This is a genomic window from Azospira sp. MPR-E4, from assembly GCF_058809645.1.
In genome coordinates, this window is record NZ_JBXAST010000067.1 from 1 (window position 1) to 16,808 (window position 16,808).

The 16,808-nt window shown below is 65.1% G+C and carries 15 protein-coding genes; 6 read left to right on the plus strand and 9 right to left on the minus strand.

The window, feature by feature from the left end; genetic code table 11:
- Window positions 1–65: 65 nt before the first annotated feature.
- The 5 genes from xseA to leuE all read left to right on the plus strand — a co-directional run bounded on the left by xseA (window position 66) and on the right by leuE (window position 4,566).
- The gene (xseA, locus tag AC1RTA_RS14735; RefSeq protein ID WP_492785148.1) at window positions 66–1,391 is read left to right on the plus strand and encodes an exodeoxyribonuclease VII large subunit; all 1,326 of its coding nucleotides are present in this window, start codon (window positions 66–68) and stop codon (window positions 1,389–1,391) included.
- 102 nt (window positions 1,392–1,493) lie between these two features.
- The gene (locus AC1RTA_RS14740; protein ID WP_130458889.1) at window positions 1,494–2,081 is read left to right on the plus strand and encodes a superoxide dismutase; all 588 of its coding nucleotides are present in this window, start codon (window positions 1,494–1,496) and stop codon (window positions 2,079–2,081) included.
- Window positions 2,082–2,152: 71 nt separating this feature from the next.
- Window positions 2,153–2,830: a 2'-5' RNA ligase family protein gene (locus AC1RTA_RS14745; protein WP_492785141.1), complete on the plus strand. Its 678-nt coding sequence runs from the start codon at window positions 2,153–2,155 to the stop codon at window positions 2,828–2,830.
- 70 nt (window positions 2,831–2,900) lie between these two features.
- Window positions 2,901–3,902, plus strand: a complete 1,002-nt coding sequence (clpX, locus tag AC1RTA_RS14750) for an ATP-dependent Clp protease ATP-binding subunit ClpX (RefSeq protein ID WP_492785142.1) — start codon at window positions 2,901–2,903, stop codon at window positions 3,900–3,902.
- A 16-nt stretch (window positions 3,903–3,918) separates the two neighbouring features.
- Window positions 3,919–4,566, plus strand: a complete 648-nt coding sequence (gene leuE, locus AC1RTA_RS14755; RefSeq protein WP_130458891.1) for a leucine efflux protein LeuE — start codon at window positions 3,919–3,921, stop codon at window positions 4,564–4,566.
- A gap of 80 nt (window positions 4,567–4,646) precedes the next feature.
- On the opposite strand, the gene AC1RTA_RS14760 is transcribed toward leuE, so the two are convergent.
- The 9 genes from AC1RTA_RS14760 to fdnG all read right to left on the minus strand — a co-directional run bounded on the left by AC1RTA_RS14760 (window position 4,647) and on the right by fdnG (window position 15,199).
- The gene (locus AC1RTA_RS14760) at window positions 4,647–5,282 is read right to left on the minus strand and encodes a carbonic anhydrase (protein ID WP_014238285.1); all 636 of its coding nucleotides are present in this window, start codon (window positions 5,280–5,282) and stop codon (window positions 4,647–4,649) included.
- A gap of 237 nt (window positions 5,283–5,519) precedes the next feature.
- Entirely contained in the window at window positions 5,520–6,191 is a 672-nt protein-coding gene (locus AC1RTA_RS14765) for a dihydrodipicolinate reductase (RefSeq protein WP_492785143.1), read from the minus strand.
- Window positions 6,192–6,610: 419 nt separating this feature from the next.
- Window positions 6,611–7,303, minus strand: coding sequence for an HNH endonuclease (locus AC1RTA_RS14770; RefSeq protein ID WP_014238287.1), 693 nt, complete (start codon window positions 7,301–7,303; stop codon window positions 6,611–6,613).
- Between the two features lie 84 nt (window positions 7,304–7,387).
- Window positions 7,388–8,260: a GIY-YIG nuclease family protein gene (locus AC1RTA_RS14775; protein ID WP_014238288.1), complete on the minus strand. Its 873-nt coding sequence runs from the start codon at window positions 8,258–8,260 to the stop codon at window positions 7,388–7,390.
- A gap of 270 nt (window positions 8,261–8,530) precedes the next feature.
- Complete coding sequence (gene moaA, locus AC1RTA_RS14780) at window positions 8,531–9,565, minus strand: GTP 3',8-cyclase MoaA (RefSeq protein WP_492785144.1); 1,035 nt, start codon at window positions 9,563–9,565, stop codon at window positions 8,531–8,533.
- Between the two features lie 13 nt (window positions 9,566–9,578).
- On the minus strand, window positions 9,579–10,532 hold the full coding sequence (fdhD, locus tag AC1RTA_RS14785; RefSeq protein WP_492785145.1) for a formate dehydrogenase accessory sulfurtransferase FdhD: 954 nt from the start codon (window positions 10,530–10,532) through the stop codon (window positions 9,579–9,581).
- An 89-nt stretch (window positions 10,533–10,621) separates the two neighbouring features.
- On the minus strand, window positions 10,622–11,242 hold the full coding sequence (locus AC1RTA_RS14790) for a formate dehydrogenase subunit gamma (protein WP_130458897.1): 621 nt from the start codon (window positions 11,240–11,242) through the stop codon (window positions 10,622–10,624).
- Entirely contained in the window at window positions 11,239–12,132 is an 894-nt protein-coding gene (gene fdxH / locus AC1RTA_RS14795; protein ID WP_130458898.1) for a formate dehydrogenase subunit beta, read from the minus strand. The genes AC1RTA_RS14790 and fdxH overlap by 4 nt, the downstream gene beginning before the upstream one ends.
- 13 nt (window positions 12,133–12,145) lie before the next feature.
- Complete coding sequence (fdnG, locus tag AC1RTA_RS14800; RefSeq protein ID WP_492785146.1) at window positions 12,146–15,199, minus strand: formate dehydrogenase-N subunit alpha; 3,054 nt, start codon at window positions 15,197–15,199, stop codon at window positions 12,146–12,148.
- A gap of 445 nt (window positions 15,200–15,644) precedes the next feature.
- On the opposite strand from fdnG, the gene fdhE reads away from it, so the two are divergent.
- Window positions 15,645–16,517 (plus strand): formate dehydrogenase accessory protein FdhE, encoded by an 873-nt coding sequence (gene fdhE, locus AC1RTA_RS14805; RefSeq protein WP_492785147.1) that lies wholly within the window; start codon window positions 15,645–15,647, stop codon window positions 16,515–16,517.
- Window positions 16,518–16,808: the final 291 nt, after the last annotated feature.

Sequence of the window (16,808 nt, forward strand, 5' to 3'; positions counted from 1 at the left end):
ACCCTGCCCGTCCCGCCTATTCCCCCGCCCGCCAGGAGCCCTTTGCCGCCGACGGCGGCCGGGAAGTGATCAGCGTCAGCAGCCTCAACCGCCTGGCCCGGCAGCGGCTGGAATCCGCCTTTCCCCTGTGCTGGGTCAGCGGCGAAATCTCCAACCTGACCGTGGCCGCCTCCGGCCACGCCTATTTCTCCCTCAAGGACCCCCAGGCCCAGGTGCGTTGCGTCATGTTCCGCAACAAGGCCCAAACCCTGGGCTTCCGCCTGGAGAACGGCCTCCAGGTGGAGGCCCGGGTGCTGGTCTCCCTCTACGAGCCCCGGGGCGACTTCCAGCTCAATGTGGAAGGCATGCGCCGGGCCGGCCAGGGCGACCTCTACGAGCGCTTCCTGCGGCTCAAGGCCAAGCTGGAGGCCGAAGGCCTCTTCGCCGCCGAGCGCAAGCGTCCCCTGCCCGCCCATCCGCGCACCCTGGGCATCGTCACCAGTCCCCAGGCCGCCGCCCTGCGCGATGTGCTGACCACCCTGGCGCGGCGGGCGCCCCATGTGAAGGTGGTGCTGTACCCCACCCTGGTCCAGGGCGAGGAAGCGCCGCGCCAGATCGCCGCCGCCATCGAGACCGCCGCCAGCCGCCGGGAATGCCAGGTGCTGCTGGTGGTGCGCGGCGGCGGCAGCATCGAGGACCTGTGGGCCTTCAACGACGAAGGCGTGGCCCGGGCCATCGCCGCCTGCCCCATGCCCGTGGTCAGCGGCGTCGGCCACGAGACCGATTTCACCATCGCCGACTTCGCCGCCGACCTGCGCGCCCCCACCCCCACGGCCGCCGCCGAACTGGCCAGCCCGGACCGGGATGCGCTGCGCGACCACCTGCAACGCCTCGCCGGCCAGTTCTTCCGCCACATGCACCGCCGCCTGGAGGAAGCCCAGCAGCGCCTGGACTGGAGCGCCCGCCGCCTCAAGCACCCGGCCGAACGCCTGGCCCTGCAGCAGCAGAATCTCCATGCCCTGGGCCAGCGCCTGCAACACGCCCTGGGCCGCCGCCTGGAACGGGCCGGCTTCGATCTGGAGCGGGCCCGCCAGCGCCTGCGCCTGGCCCGGCCCCAGCCGGGGGCCCAGGCCGCCCGCCTGGAAGCCCTGCAGCGCCGCCTGGCCAACGCCCAGCAGCGCGCCCTGCAGACCCGCCGCGGCCAGCTGGAACGCCTCGCCGCCGGCCTCACCCACCTCAACCCGGAGGCCGTGCTGTCCCGGGGCTATGCCATCGCCTTCGACCAGCAGGGCCAGGCGGTCCACGATGCCGGATCACTGGCGGCGGGCCAGCGCCTGACCCTGCGCCTGCACCGGGGCGAACGCCAGGTGGAAGTGCGGGGCGAATCCGACAGCGCCGCCGGAGCGAACTGATCGATCCCGGGGAACCGCCGCCGACTTGCGTTGTCTGTGGTGCTGCGACTGTCTAGAATTGACGGTTACCCCAACCAACCCGCCTACTAAACGGAGAATAAGATGGAACATCAACTGCCCGCCCTGCCCTACGCCAAGAACGCCCTGGCTCCCCACATTTCCGAAGAAACCTTCGACTACCACTACGGCAAGCACCACCAGGCCTACGTGACCAACCTGAACAACCTGATCAAGGGCACCGAGTACGAGAACCTGGGTCTGGAAGAAATCTTCAAGAAGGCCCCCGCCGGCGGCATCTACAACAACGCCGCCCAGGTGTGGAACCACACCTTCTTCTGGAGCTCCATGAAGCCCGCCGGCGGCGGCGCTCCTGCTGGCGCCCTGGCTGATGCCATCAACAAGAAGTGGGGGTCCTTCGACGAGTTCAAGAAGGCCTTCACCGCCTCCGCCGTGGGCAACTTCGGTTCCGGCTGGACCTGGCTGGTGAAGAAGGACGACGGCTCCGTGGACATCGTCAACACCGGCGCCGCCGGCAACCCCCTGAAGACCGGCGAAGGCAAGCCCCTGCTGACCATCGACGTGTGGGAACACGCCTACTACATCGACTACCGCAACGCCCGCCCCAAGTTCGTCGAGACCTTCCTGGCTTCCCTGGCCAACTGGGACTTCGCTGCCCAGAACTTCGCCTGATCACCTGATCTGGCCGCAAAACGGGACTGGCAACAGTCCCGTTTTTTTATGCCCGGATTTTTCTAGCAATCATGCTGCAAGCCACCGACGCCTTCACCCTGGCCTGCCGCCACGACGATTTCAGCGACTGGCACCAGGGCCGGCGCTGCTACGCCGTGTGGGCCATTGCCGCCGACACCCCGGCGCTGACCGCTGCCGTGGACGGCCTCAAGGCGCAGCTGGCACCCTGGCTGCTGCCTGGCTACCGGCGCCAGCCCCACATCACGGTGGCCCTGGGCGGTTTTCCCGCCCCGGCGCGGCAACGGGCCGACGACTACAGCCCCGCCTGCCTCGCCGCCCAGGTGGCGGCCCTGGAGCGGGCAGCGCCACCGCCCTTTTCCCTGGAACTGGGCCCCTGCGCCACCTTCGCCTCGGCCCCCTACCTGGCGGTGGGTGGTGACGGCCCCAGCCTGCTGCAACTGCGCCAGGCCCTGCTCGACTCCCATCCGGAGCGGGATGACTTCCCCTACACCCCCCACTTGACCCTGGGCCTCTACGGCGACACCTATCCCCTGGCACCCATGCAGGCGCGGCTGCAGGGCCTCGCCCCGGGACCGGGCCTGGTGCTGCCGGTGCGCCACCTGGACCTGATGACCTACGCCGCCGCCACCATCGGCGGCCCCCTGCACACCGTGGCCCGCTTCGACCTGCAGCAGCGGCGCCTGGAAGCGGAAGCGCAAGCCCTGGCCGGGCTCTTTACCCAGCTTTAACCGACGCCGGGTAGTCGCCGGCGCCCGGCTGGATTACAGTCACGGCAACGTCATTGCCCCGGATACCGCCGTGCTGCCCGAGAACGCCACCCCCAGCGCCATCGTCAAATACCTCAACCAGTACGTCATCGGCCAGGAAGAGGCCAAGCGCGTGCTGGCGGTGGCGGTCTACGCCCACTACCGCAAGCTCACCGCCGCCGGCGAGACGGTGCGCCTGGACAAGAGCAACGTCCTCATCATCGGCCCCACCGGCACCGGCAAGACCCTGCTGTGCGAGACCCTCTCCCGCTTCCTGCAGGTGCCCTTCGTCACCACCGACGCCACCTCCCTGGCCCAGACCAAGTACGTCGGCGAGGAGATCGAGGCCATCCTGCTGCGCCTGCTGGAAAAGGCCGGCGGCGACACGGAGCGGGCCGGGCGCGGCATCGTCTTCATCGACGAGATCGACAAGCTCAAGGCCCGCCCCGGGGAAGCGGCCCGGATCCAGGCCACTTCCGGCGAGAGCGTGCAGCACGCCCTGCTGAAGATCATGGAAGGCTATCCGGTACGGCTGCCGGACAACCGCAGCATCGACACCTCGGGCATCCTCTTCATCTGCGGCGGTGCCTTCGTCGGCCTGGAGCAGATCATGGAGAAGAGCCACAGCTTCGGCTACATCGGCACCGGCGAGGACGACAACCAGAACATCCTGGACCGCCTCAACAGCCGGGTGAAGCCCACCGACCTCTTCGAATTCGGCCTGATCCCCGAATTCACCGGCCGCCTGCCGGTGGTGGCCCGCTTCCAGGACCTCTCCAAGGCCATGCTGGTGCGGGTCATGACCGAGCCGAAGAACTCCCTCTACAACCAGTTCCGCCTGCTGCTGCAAAGCGAGGGGGTGGAACTGCAGATCGAGGCGGCGGTATTCCAGCAGATCGCCGAAATCGCCTTCGAGTACAAGACCGGCGCCCGCAGCCTGCGGGGCATCTTCGAGGAACTGCTGACCCCGGTGCTCTACGCCGTGCCCGACCACAAGGAAGTGAAGAAGGTGGTCATCAAGTCCCTCTTCGAAGACCCCAGCTACTACAAGTAAGCGCAAAGGCTCCAGCATGACCTACGGCATCACCGACCTGGCCACCTTCATCCTCGGCACCATCTTCATCGTACTGCTGCCCGGGCCCAATTCCATGTACGTCACCCTGGTGGCCTCCCGCTGGGGCATCGCCGCCGGCTACCGGGGCGCCTGCGGCATCTTCCTCGGCGACCTGATCCTGATGATCCTGGCCGCCTCCGGCGTCGCCTCCCTGCTGGTGGCGGTGCCGGCCCTGTTCATGGTGCTCAAGTACGCCGGCGGCGCCTACCTGGTGTGGCTCGGCATCGGCCTGCTGCGGGCCGCGGTGCAGCGCTGGCGCGGCATCGAGGCGCCCGCCAGCCGCCTGAGCGAAGGCGACGCCCGCCAGCCCTTCCGCACCGCCCTCGTCATCAGCCTGATGAACCCCAAGGCCATCCTCTTCTTCGTCTCTTTCTTCATCCAGTTCGTCTCCCCGGACTACCCCCACCCGGCCCTGTCCTTCCTCATCCTCGGCGCCATCGTCCAGTTCTGCAGCGCCCTCTACCTCTCCGCCCTGATCTTCGGCGGCAGCTACCTGGCCGATGCCTTCCGCCGGCGCCGCCGTCTCTCCGCCGGGGCCACCGGCGCCGTCGGCGGACTCTTCATCGGCTTCGGAGTGAAGCTGGCGGGCGCCAGCCTGCGCTGACCGCACGGGGCAGGCTGGCCGCCGCACCAAGAAAAAAGGCGCCCACGGGCGCCTTTTTCGTTCCCTGCCGAGGGCCAGTCTCAGGTGGCATTGACCTCGGGATTGTCGGAGAGGGAGACGAAGGACATGGTGCGGCCGTCGAGGGCGTCGATGGCGCCGTTCTCGATGTCGTAGATCCAGCCGTGCAGGTTCAGCTTGCGCTGGGCCAGGGCCAGGGCCACCGCCGGATGGGTGCGGATGTTGGCCAGCTGGGCGATGACGTTCTCCCGCACCAGGTCGTCGGCCCGCTCCCGGGGCGTGGCGTATTCCCTGGCGGAGATGATGGCCTTGGCCGCATCCGCATAGCGCAGCCAGTGGGCCACGGCCGGCAGGTGGTCGAGGCACTGGCAGCTGGAGATGGCCGCCATGGCGCCGCAGTTGGAGTGGCCGCAGATGACCACGTCGGTCACCTTGAGCACGGAGACGGCGTATTCCACGGTGGCGGAAACGCCGCCGGGCTCGGGCCCGTAGGAGGGCACGATGTTGCCCGCGTTGCGGATGACGAAAAGATCGCCCGGTTCCTGCTGGGTCAGCAGCTCGGGCACCACCCGGCTGTCGGAGCAGGTGACGAAGAGCACCTTGGGACTCTGGCCGTCGGCCAGATGGCGGAACAGTTCCGAACGGGCCGGGAAGACCTCTTTCTGGAACTTGAGAAAACCATCAATGATCTTTTGCACTTGGAAGCACCCATGAACTGAGGGAATGTGGGACCGCCGCCATTATCCCCCATGCCGCCGGAGGAACAAGGCAGGGGCCGCAGGCCCGCTGCCCGGCCCGTCGGCGGAGCGCCTGCCGGCGCCGGGCCCCACGCCTCCGGCAATGTTGGCGGCCGAGATGACGGCGGCGCTTCGACCGCGCCGCCCGACGGGGAGTTCAGGCCTGTCGGCTCCGCCGCCCCACCCGGGTGGCTGGCACTACAGCCAGCCCCGGGTGATGAATTCCATGATCGGGTAGAGGCGCTTTTCCAGCACCTTGCCATGCACCGCCTCGACGATGCGCGACACCCCGGCGGCGTAAGGCGCCTCCCCCTGGACCCGGGTTTCCAGGCGCAGGCTGCAGGCCCCGTCGCTGATGCTGAGGCGGTGGAAGGCATGGCGCGGCAGGTCGGCCTCGGGAATGCCCAGCTCCTCCCGCTGCACCCGGGGGTCCCGCACCGAACGGATCGCCTCCGGCCCCAGGCCGACGGAAGCCGCCAGATTCACCGCCGTCCCCGGCACCGAGCTTTTGCTCGCCTGGTGGGACTCCACCAGTTCCATCTCGTAGCCGCGGAAGAAATGGCCGCTGGCCTCCAGCATGGCCATGAACTTGAGCATCAGGATATTGGTGTTGGGGCACAGCAGCACCGGGAACTCCGGCGCCTCCCGCTCCAGGGCGGAGCCGGTGGCAAGCTCGATCAAGGGCGACGCCGTGGCGCGGCAGAAAGCCGCCACCGCCTCCAGCTCCCGCCCCGAACCGGCATGGACGACGATGGCCGGTTCGTCCTCGGCCTGCCGGCCCCAGGGCACAACCTGAAAGGGATGGCCCAACTGGTGGGAAGCGAGGAGCTCACTGGCGAGCTTGCCGGTACCGACGATGACGACTTGCATGGGAAGGCGGGAGGAAGAGAGAAGCGGGAGTATAGCGAAGCTCCGACGCCCTGCTCCTGCCGGCGCCTCTATCAGGCCATCGCATCACCCAGGAACACATCCACGTACTTCAGGAAATGTTCGAGAAAATCGAGCAGGAGGAGCAACGCCTGGTACGGGCGGAAATGCGGCTGGAGTGGTGGCAGTAGTTATTGGAGGAAGCTATGGAGGGAGGAATGGCTTTGCTAGCGCTGCTGGAGAGGAAAGCCCGTACTGAACGTACCCATCCACAGAACAGGAGAGACATCTGATGCTTTTTCCATTTCTGCCATCGACTCTAAGAGCGACCTTAGGAAAGCGAACAGTCAGAACGTGGCGCTAAACGGACGACGAAAAGCGGCGCGTAACGACGTATTTATTCGATTCGTTTGAGCGCTGGGTTAGCCAAAATGTTTCTTCCTATGGCAATTGGGGCAGAGTGCAACTGCATTTTCAACAGTGTCATAGCCCCCATCTGAAAGTTGTTTACGGTGATGTACTTCGAGGTATGGAGTCCCATTCGAAATTCTGACAAAGGGAGCGGCTTCTCTACATTCTTCACAACTTCCGCGGGCCCGATGCAATACCTCGGCTACAACATCTGGGTTCCTTACATAGGCCGAAACCTTTCGCCATACTTTTCTAGGCTCAGGGCTGGCATTTTTCAATCTTTCCTTACGTTCACTCTCTGGACTATCAAGCGCTTTCTTGACGGCTTTATCAAACTCAACCTGACTGTGCTCGTTTTCAAAATCAAAACCGGTCAAGCAGTGCTTCGTGATGAGTTGAGTGAGAGTGCTAAGATTGCGCGGATTCTTTAGTTCTAGCTCTTTCCAGTAGTTAGACCTTAACTGAACTTTTGCACCAACAGATCCATTATTGCGAGCACGTAAAATGACGTAACCACCTGATTTTTTGCTATTGAACCGATATTCTGCTGGAGCAAAATCGACAAAGCCTGACAGATCACCACCGTAGCCTACTTCGAGAGCGCGAATTGCTTCCAGTAATAGCGAGGACCTTCCAGGATTTGCATTAATCCAACTCTGCGCTTTAGGTTTTTGATCTAGGTTTCTTGATCTGGGACTTTGCATAATATTTGGGACCGCTCGCTTACTGGTTAACGTGACATTGGGACGCCTGTACGGCTTTTCACGCAGATCCGTTCGACTGCTTGGTTACAGCCCATCGTTTTCGTAGCGCTGAAATATGTCGTTCATAACTTGAAATTCGTCGAGCATTGGTATTGGATATGTCGCAACAGATGAGCGTCGTGGCAATTTCTTAAGCAAACATTCGCTTTGCCTAGAAAAGTAAGAAAAGAGCGCACTCCACGGCCTGTCTTCATTCACCGATAGGAGTCGTACTCTGAACTGCATGACATCACCAACGCTGGTAACAGAGCAACAGTTGATACCACACCAACCGCTGAGGTCTTCAATATCAAAGCTAAAGTAGCGCATCAAGTTGGCAGAATCGAATCCCCCCTTATTGTTTCTCAACAGACGGACTCGAAAATAAACACAGTCGTCGATAACATCATATTGGTATGGAATTCGCGACTGTCTCCGCAGCAAGATCATGAGAAGACGATTGATCCTGCCGAACTGGCCAGCGGTTCGGGCCACGCTGTCAACCATGGCCTTTGACTTGCGAATTAGTCCTCGGTGCTTTCCGCGACGTCGAGGCAAAGGACTCGCAAGCAAAGGCCGCGGCACACCTTTCTTTACACCTTCAATATCTGGAGCTGATGAAGAATAGAGATCAATGTGCTTAAGTGCGACACCTAGGGCATCAGCAGAGAATAGTTCCGTTCGTCCGTCACCCTCTTCAAAGGGGACAGAATATTGCGACAAAAAGAAGTGAAGCGATTTCTCCAGTTTGAATATCACTTCCAACGGCGCACGCAGGTAATACGACGCCTCATAGTCGGCCTCTCCCCACCAACGTCTTAGGGTTTGGATTCTGTTATGGATGTCATCAGCTTTGCCGATTTTTATGATCCCTCGTTCCGGGAATATCAGGAGATACAGATTGGTTGTCTCTGCCACAGTTGAGTGCTCAAACAGTTAATAGGCGGACTCACCGGTCCGTTTACACATACAGAAAACCGCTGCACTGTATTAAATTCATCTGGGATGTCTCAAATGTCGCTTGGTTGTGGATTTACGAAAATGAAGACGCAGGCCAAGTGTCAATCCATTTCGCATTTTCTTCAAGGATGCTCCAGAACTCCTGATGTCGGCCATCTGACAGCTTCGGCAAAGGACAGCTCCTGACCCCTTCCAGTCATCAACAGCCGAACTACTTAAAGGAAGTGTTCAGCCTCCAGTGCTGGACATGAAGCGCAGGATTTTCGGCTGCGCCATGGCGGCGGTGAAGTCGTGGGCCTGGGCTTTGAGGCCCATGCCGGTGGCGATGGCGGCGCCGAGGGGGGCGTCGTCCTGGGGATGGGCGCGCAGGAGAGGTAGGAGGGGGATGGCGCCGTCGTCCCCCAGGCAGGGGTAGAGGGTGCCCTGGGCGCTGATGCGCACCCGGTTGCAGGTGTCGCAGAAATTGTGGGAATGGGGGGAGATGAAGCCGACCCGGCTGTCGCTGCCGCCGACCCACCAGTAGCGGGCGGGGCCGCCGCTGTTCTCCAGGGTGGGGATCAGCTCGAAGCGCTCGGCCAGGCGGGCCCGGGCGGCATCGCTGGAAAGATAGGTGGCGCTGCGGTCGTGGCCGGTGTCGCCGAGGGGCATTTCCTCGATCAGGGCCAGGTCGATGTTGCGGGCCACGGCGTAGGCCAGCAGGTCGCCCAGCTCGTCGTCGTTCACGCCCTGCTGCATCACGGCATTCAGCCGGATGCGGGAGAAGCCGGCGGCCAGGGCCGCTTCCACCCCGTCCAGCACCTTGGTCAGGTCGCCGATGCGGGTGATGGCGCGGAAGCGCTCGGGGCGCAGGGTGTCCAGGCTGATGTTGAGGCGGCTGACGCCGGCCCGGCGCAGGTCTGCGGCGTGGCGGGCAAGCTGGGAGCCGTTGGTGGTGAGCACCAGCTCCTTCAAGCCTTGCAGCCTGCCGATCTCCTGCAGCAGCCAGAGGGCGTTGCGCCGCACCAGGGGCTCGCCGCCGGTGATGCGCACCTTGGTCACGCCGAGGGAGACGAAGATGCGCACCAGGCGCAGGGCTTCTTCCAGGCTCAAGACGGCGCCGTGGGGCAGGAAGGTCATCTCTTCCGCCATGCAGTAGGTGCAGCGGAAGTCGCAGCGGTCGGTGATGGAGAGGCGCAGGTAGGTGATGCGGCGGCCGAAGCGGTCCACCAGGCCGCCAGGGGGCAGGTGCAGCGGGGCGCCAGGGGGCGCCTGCTCTGAAATCATTGCCGGGCGGGCCTTACATCAGGGTACGGCCGCCGGAGCGCGGCGGCAGCGGCTCCTGGCTGGCACTGCCCTGGGATTGGCCCAGGGGGCGGGTCGCAGCCACGCCTTCGGCGGCCAGGTATTCCGGATGGCTGTAGATGACCAGGCGGGAACCCCGGGCGAAACCGGCCAGGGTGATGCCGCTTTCTTCGGCCAGGCGCACCGCCAGGCCGGTGGGGGCGGAGATGGCGACCAGGCAGCCGATGCCAGCGGCGGCGCATTTCTGCACCATCTCGTAGCTGGCCCGGCTGGAGGTGAGGACGAAGCCGGCGGCCGGGTCGATGCGGCTCTTGGCCAGCCAGCCCACCAGCTTGTCGAGGGCGTTGTGGCGGCCCACGTCCTCGCGCAGGGTGCGGATGTTGCCCAGGTTGTCCACCCAGGCGGCGCCATGGACGGCGCCGGTGATGCGGTGCAGCTGCTGCCAGTCGGGCAGCTGGTCCAGGGCCCGGGCCACGGCGGCCACGGGCAGCAGCAGGCCCCGCTGCAGGGGCCTGTAGGGCCGGGCCACGGCGTCCAGGCTCTCGACGCCGCAGAGGCCGCAGCCGGTGCGGCCGGCCAGGTTGCGGCGACGCTCCTTGAGGGCGACGAAGCGGCGGGAGGAAATTTCCAGATGCACTTCCAGGCCCTGGCAGCCGGAAACCACCTCGACGCCGTACAGCTCGGACGGCGACTCCAGGATGCCTTCAGTGAGGGCGAAGCCCAGGGCCATGTCTTCCAGGTTGTCCGGCGTGGCCAGCATCACCGCGTGGGAGATGCCGTTGAAGACCAGGGCCACGGGCACCTCTTCCACCACGTGGTCGTCGCAGGTCTCGGCCTCGCCGCCATTGAGGCGCAGCACCGTGGTGCGGCAGACGGTAGCGTGTTCGGGGCCTTCCAGCTCGTCGTCGAACTGGGTGCCGTGGAGAAGATGCAGGGATTCGCTGGCCATGGTCGTGTGTCCTGTACTGCAAAGATGGGGCTGCAAGGGCCGGAGGCTGCAAGCGCCGCCCCCGGCCGCAACGTCAGGGAATCAGGGGATCAGGATTCCTTGCCGGTCATTTCCCGGAACCACTTGGGATGGTGCTTGCGCGCCCAGGCGTGGGTGACCACCCCTTCCACCATGGCGCGGATGGTGCCCTGCACCCAGAGGGCGGCATAGACGTGCACGATGATGCTGGCGATCAGCACCAGGGCGCTGGCGGCATGGACCAGCAGAGCCACCCGGATCAGGGGAATGGGAAAGTAGAGGGCGAAGTAGGGACGCCAGGCGATGACGCCGGAGATGAGCAGCAGGGCCATGCAGCCCACCATCACCCAGAACATGCCCTTCTGGCCGCCGTTGTAGCGGCCGATGTCGCCCACCTCGTTGCCCTTCATCACTTCCTTCACCGACTTCATCCACTTCACGTCCTCGCTGGTGACGAGGTTGTGGTGCCAGTAGCGGAAGAACTGGCGGGCGAAGGCGATGAACATCACCACCCCGACGAAGGGGTGCACGATGCGGGCCAGCTGGGGCGTGCCGAAGACGCCGGTGAGCCAGAAGAAGGCCGGGTAGAAGAAGGCCAGACCGGAGATGGCCAGCAGGATGAAGCACACCGCCACCACCCAGTGGTTGATGCGCTCGGCGGCGTTGTAACGCTGGATCAGTTGCTCTTTCATTTGGTCACCTCTTCTTCAGCCTCGTGTTCGTCCTCGGCCCGGTTGGGGCCCACGGTGATGTAGTGGAAGAAGCCGAACAGGCCGGCGGCGGCGATGCCCAGAGTGGCGACGGGCTTGAGCAGCCCCTTCCACAGGCTGACCGTGGTGCTGATGGCCGGGTCCTTGGGCAGGTTGTTGTACAGCTCGGGCTTGTCGGCGTGGTGCAGCACGTACATCACGTGGGTGCCGCCCACCCCTTGCGGATCGTAGAGGCCGGCGTTGTCGTAGCCCCGGGACTTGAGGTCGGTGACGCGCTTTGCCGCCACTTCCTGCATGTCCTCCTTGGAGCCGAACTGGATGGCGCCGGTGGGGCAGGTCTTGACGCAGGCCGGCTCCTGGCCCACGGCCACCCGGTCGGAACACAGGTTGCACTTGTAGGCCTTGTTGTCCTTCGGGTTGATGCGGGGCACGTTGAAGGGGCAGCCGGAAACGCAGTAGCCGCAGCCGATGCAGTTTTCCTGGTGGAAATCGACGATGCCGTTCTTGTACTGGATGATGGCGCCGGGGGAGGGGCAGGCCTTGAGGCAGCCCGGGTCGGCGCAATGCATGCAGCCGTCCTTGCGGATCAGCCATTCCAGCTTGCCGCCGCTGACGTCGGGCTGCTCCACCTCGTTGAAGCGCATCACCGTCCAGGCCTGGGCGGAAAGGTCGGTGGGGTTGTCGTAGACGCCGACGCAGCTGCCCACGTCGTCACGCAGCTCGTTCCATTCGGAACAGGCCACCTGGCAGGCCTTGCAGCCGATGCAGACGGAAACGTCGATGAGTTTGGCCACTTCCAGGGGATTGCGGGCCTGGGGGGCCGCCGTCGGGCTGGCCGAGCGGCGCAGGATGTCGAGAGATTGCAGAGCCATGTGTTCTTGCTCCTCAAGCCTTTTCAATGTTCACAAGGAAGGCCTTGTATTCCGGCGTCTGCGTGTTGCAGTCGCCCACGGCGGGGGGCAGGGTGTTGGAGAGGAAGCCCTTCTTGGCCACCGTCTCCCAACCCCAGTGCAGGGGAATGCCGACCTGGTGCACGGTCTGCTTGTTCACCATCAGGGCCTTGATGCGCTTGGTCACCACGGCCTTGGCCTTGATGTAGCCGCGCTTGGAACTGACCTTGACCCAGTCCCCGGCCTTGATGCCCTTCTCGGCGGCCAGGGCCTCGCCCACCTCGACGAACTGCTCCGGCTGGGCGATGGCGCTGAGGCGCACGCTCTTGGTCCAGAACTGGAAGTGCTCGGTGAGGCGGTAGGTGGTGCCCACATAGGGAAATTCCTTGTGGGTGCCGAGGCGTTCCTTGTCCGCCTTGAAAATGCGCACCGCCGGGCTGGTCACCACCTTGGGATGCAGGGGGTTGGTGCCGAGGGGGCTTTCCATGGGTTCGTAGTGCTCGGGGAAGGGGCCGTCCACCAGCTTGTCGGTGGCGAACAGGCGGCCCACGCCTTCCGGATTCATGATGAAGGGGTTCATGCCCGAATCCGGGGCCGCATCCACCTTGAAGTCGGGCACGTCGGCGCCGGCCCACTTCTCGCCGTTCCAGGCGATCAGCTTGCGCTTCGGGTCCCAGGGCTTGCCGGCGGCGTCGCAGGAGGCCCGGTTGTAGATGATGCGGCGGTTGGCCGGCCAGGCCCAGGCCCAGCCCGGAGTGTTGCCCAGGCCCGTGTCGGTGTTGTCGCGGCGGGCCATCTGGTTGCCGGCCTGGGTCCAGCAGCCGGCGAAAATCCAGCAGGCGGACATGGTGGAGCCATCGTCCTGCAGCACGGCGAAGCCGGGAATCTGCTCGCCCTTCTTCACCAGGAACTGGCCCGGATTCTTCGGATCGGGAATGTCCGCCAGGGCGCGGCCGTTGAGTTCCTTGGCCAGCTCTTCCGGGGTCGGATCGTAGGGGTTCTTGTAGGGCCAGGAGAGGTTGAGGATGGGCTCGGGCACGGCGCCGCCCTGCTCCTGGTACAGCTTCTTCAGGGCCATGAACAGCTCGGCGATGATCTCCTGGTCGGTCTTGGCCTCGCCCGGGGCGTCGGCGCCCTTCCAGTGCCACTGCAGCCAGCGGGAGGAATTGACGATGGCGCCGTCCTCTTCCGCGAAGCAGGTGGAGGGCAGACGGAACACCTCGGTCTGGATGCTGGCCGGGTCCACGTCGTTCAGCTCGCCCTGGTTCTGCCAGAAGGTGGAGGTCTCGGTGGCGATGGGGTCGATGATCACCATGTACTTCAGCTTGGCGAAGTCGGCGGCGGTCTTCTTGGCATCGGGGAAGGAGGTCAGGGGATTGAAGCCCTGCACGATGAAGCCGTTCACCTTGCCCTGGTGCATCAGGTCCATCACCTGCAGCACGTCATACATCTTGTCCCACTTGGGCAGCCAGTCGTAGCCCCAGTTGTTCTCCTTGGTGGCCTTGTCGCCCCAGAACCACTTCATCAGGCTGACGAAGAACTTGGGGGTGTTGCCCCAGTAGTTCAGCTGGCCCGGCTGCAGGGCCTTGGGCGTGGTCTTCTCCAGGTAGTCGGCGAAGGTCGGATGGGCCTTCTCGCTGGGCAGGGTCAGGTAGCCGGGCAGGCTGGTGGACAGCAGGCCCAGGTCGGACAGGCCCTGGATGTTGGAGTGGCCGCGCAGGGCGTTCACGCCGCCGCCGGGCATGCCGATGTTGCCCAGCAGCAGCTGGATCATGGCCATGGTGCGGATGTTCTGGGCGCCCACGGTGTGCTGGGTCCAGCCCAGGGCATAGAGGATGGTGCCGACCTTGGTCGGCACGCAGGTCTCGCCCAGATGCTTGCAGACGGAGAGGAAGCCTTCCTTGGGGCTGCCGGTGAGGTCGGAGACCACTTCCGGCGTGTAGCGGGCGTAGTGGGCCTTCATCAGGTTCCACACGCAGCGCGGGTGCTGCAGGGTCGGGTCGGTCTTGGCCTGGCCCTTGGCGTCCAGCTCGTAGCTCCAGGAGCCCCGGTCGTACTTGCCCTTGGCCTCGTCGTAGCCGGAGAAGAGGCCCTCGTCGAAGGTGAAGCCTTCATTGACGATGAAGCTGGCGTTGGTGAAGGACTTGACGTAGTCCCACTGGATCTTGTCGTTGCTCACCAGCCAGTTGATGATGCCGCCCAGGAAGGCGATGTCGGAACCGGCGCGGATCGGCACGAATTCGTCGGCGACGGCGGCGGAGCGGTTGAAGCGCGGGTCCACCACGATCAGCTTGGCGCCCTTCTTCTTCGCCTCGATGGCCCACTTGAAGCCCACCGGGTGGGCCTCGGCCGGGTTGCCGCCCATGATCAGGATGAAGTCGGCGTTCTTGATGTCCACCCAGGTGTTGGTCATGGCGCCGCGGCCGAAGGTGGCGGCCAGGGCGGCCACCGTGGGGCCGTGGCAGACCCGGGCCTGGGCGTCGGTACCGACGATGCCCAGGGAGCGCATGAACTTCTGGGTCAGGATGCCGGTTTCGTTGGAAGAGGCGGAGGCGGTCAGCATGGCGGTGGACAGCCAGCGGTTCACCGTCACGCCGTCGGCGTTCTTGGCGACGAAGTTGGCGTCCCGGTCGGCCTTCATGTGCTTGGCGATGCGCTCCACGGCCTCGTGCCAGGAGATGCGCTTCCATTCCTTGCTGCCCGCTTCCCGCACTTCCGGGTACTTGAGGCGGTTGGGGCTGTGGATGAAGTCCAGCAGGCCCGCGCCCTTGGGACACAGGGAGCCGCGGCTGACGGGGTGATCCGGGTCACCCTCGATGTGGATGATCTCCTGCTTGGCGTTCTTGGCGCCGTCGCCCAGGCTGTACATGAGCAGGCCGCAGCCCACCGAACAGTAGGTACAGGTGTTGCGGATTTCCTTGGCCCGGGTCAGCTTGTACTGACGTACCTCGGCCAGGGCGGTGGCGGGCGAAAAGCCCAGGGCCACCAGGCTGGAAGCGGAAAGACCCGCCGCCGAAACCTTGAAGAACTGCCGTCGTGTGACTTGCATGAATCCTCCCTTGAAAGCGGAATTGCCGTGCTCCGGGCCGCCCGTGCAGAAGTCGCCTGACCTTCCGCCGGACCATCGCCGCCCACGGCTCGGGGAACATTTCGCACTTTCCGTGCCACCCGCCAAAACCGCTTCGCCACAAGGGTTTTGTGCTTCGCAGCAAGCAAAAACGGGACATTCTGTCCCTCGCTGACCGGACAGAATGTCCCGCTGCAGCGCAGCAGAAGCGCCCTGCCCCGCCCCCGCAGCAGGGCCAAAATCGGCCGCTGCCATCGGCGCCGGACCCTGCCACGGCCCTGGCGCCGCGCCGTTCCGCCGCCCCGCCATTCGCGCCCGGCGCCGCTTCCGGGCACAATCCCGTGCACGATTCTTGCAACCCTGCGCCGATGGCCCGCCAGCCCGGGCCCAATCCGGCCCTCACCGCCCACTGAAGAGACCCTCCCACATGACCCTCTCCGCCCACGACGACACCGCCGCCGCCATGGCCGCCGCCGGCCTGGTGCCCGGCCAGTCCCCCTCCCCCGTGCGCCTGCCCGCCGCCACCAGCGTCTTCAAGGCCCGGGCCGCCCGCCTGCGCCAGCTGGCCGAAGGCCACAGCCTGGGCGACTGGCTCGGCTTCGTCGCCACCCTCAGCGATGCCCAGCAGCAGCGCATCGACGCCGCCCCCGGCCTGACTCCCGGCGCCTCGCCGGAACAGCAATGGCAGGGCGACCTGCAGGCCCTGCTGGCCCTGCTCCAGGATCAGGTGCCCGAACCGGCCCGCCCCACCCTGGCCGCCCTGCAGCAGGCCGATTCCGCCAGCCTCAGCGCCCTGGCCGAGCGCATCGTCGGCGGCACCATGGAAGCGGACGACATGATCCTCGCCCCCTTCGTCATGGCCGCCCTGCAAGTGGCCTGGACCCGCCACGCCGCCGGCCTGGACGCCGCCAGCGTCGCCGCCCCCGCCACCGCCCACAGCTGCCCCGTCTGCGGCAGCGCCCCGGTGGCCGGCGTCATCCACGTCGGCAACGAATCCGGCGGCCTGCGCTACCTGCACTGCGGCCTCTGCCACACCGCCTGGCACCACGTCCGCGCCACCTGCGTCGCCTGCGGCGAAGGCAAGGAAGTCAGCTACCGCGCCCTCGACGAGCGGGAAGACGGCGCCCGGGCCGAAGCCTGCGACACCTGCCACAACTATCTGAAGCTGCTGCTGGCCGAGAAGGCCCCCGGCCTGGACCCCATCGCCGACGACATGGCCACCCTGGCCCTGGACATCCTGGTGAGCGAGGAAGGCTACCAGCGCATCGGCATCAACCCCTTCCTGCTGCTGGGCGAATAAGTTCCCGCTCCGGCACATGCCGGAGAAGCACAAAAGACGGCCCTCCCGGCGATGCCATTGCCGGGTGGGCCGTCTTTATTGGAGTGTGGCGGGGTGGGTGGTTGTGATTGTCTGCCTGGGTATGGCGGACTGTTTCTCGAGGCGAAGCCGGGTGTGATTCCTCGAAGGCGGGATGCCTGAGTCTTCAGGCGCAAGGGGTGTCTGAATCTTCAGACGTGGTGGGTTTAGTTACCGCTGTGTTCCGCGCCTTCTTGTTGGTTACTTATTCTTGTCTCGCCAAGAATAAGTAAC

Bases quoted from the DNA above. Each gene is read 5' to 3' on its own strand.
- fdhD (WP_492785145.1), bottom strand. From the start codon at position 10,532: ATGGCCAGCGAATCCCTGCATCTTCTCCACGGCACCCAGTTCGACGAC.
- leuE (WP_130458891.1), top strand. From the start codon at position 3,919: ATGACCTACGGCATCACCGACCTGGCCACCTTCATCCTCGGCACCATC.
- AC1RTA_RS14790 (WP_130458897.1), bottom strand. From the start codon at position 11,242: ATGAAAGAGCAACTGATCCAGCGTTACAACGCCGCCGAGCGCATCAAC.
- AC1RTA_RS14765 (WP_492785143.1), bottom strand. From the start codon at position 6,191: ATGCAAGTCGTCATCGTCGGTACCGGCAAGCTCGCCAGTGAGCTCCTC.
- fdnG (WP_492785146.1), bottom strand. From the start codon at position 15,199: ATGCAAGTCACACGACGGCAGTTCTTCAAGGTTTCGGCGGCGGGTCTT.
- AC1RTA_RS14745 (WP_492785141.1), top strand. From the start codon at position 2,153: ATGCTGCAAGCCACCGACGCCTTCACCCTGGCCTGCCGCCACGACGAT.
- AC1RTA_RS14740 (WP_130458889.1), top strand. From the start codon at position 1,494: ATGGAACATCAACTGCCCGCCCTGCCCTACGCCAAGAACGCCCTGGCT.
- fdhE (WP_492785147.1), top strand. From the start codon at position 15,645: ATGACCCTCTCCGCCCACGACGACACCGCCGCCGCCATGGCCGCCGCC.
- AC1RTA_RS14770 (WP_014238287.1), bottom strand. From the start codon at position 7,303: ATGCAAAGTCCCAGATCAAGAAACCTAGATCAAAAACCTAAAGCGCAG.
- moaA (WP_492785144.1), bottom strand. From the start codon at position 9,565: ATGATTTCAGAGCAGGCGCCCCCTGGCGCCCCGCTGCACCTGCCCCCT.
- fdxH (WP_130458898.1), bottom strand. From the start codon at position 12,132: ATGGCTCTGCAATCTCTCGACATCCTGCGCCGCTCGGCCAGCCCGACG.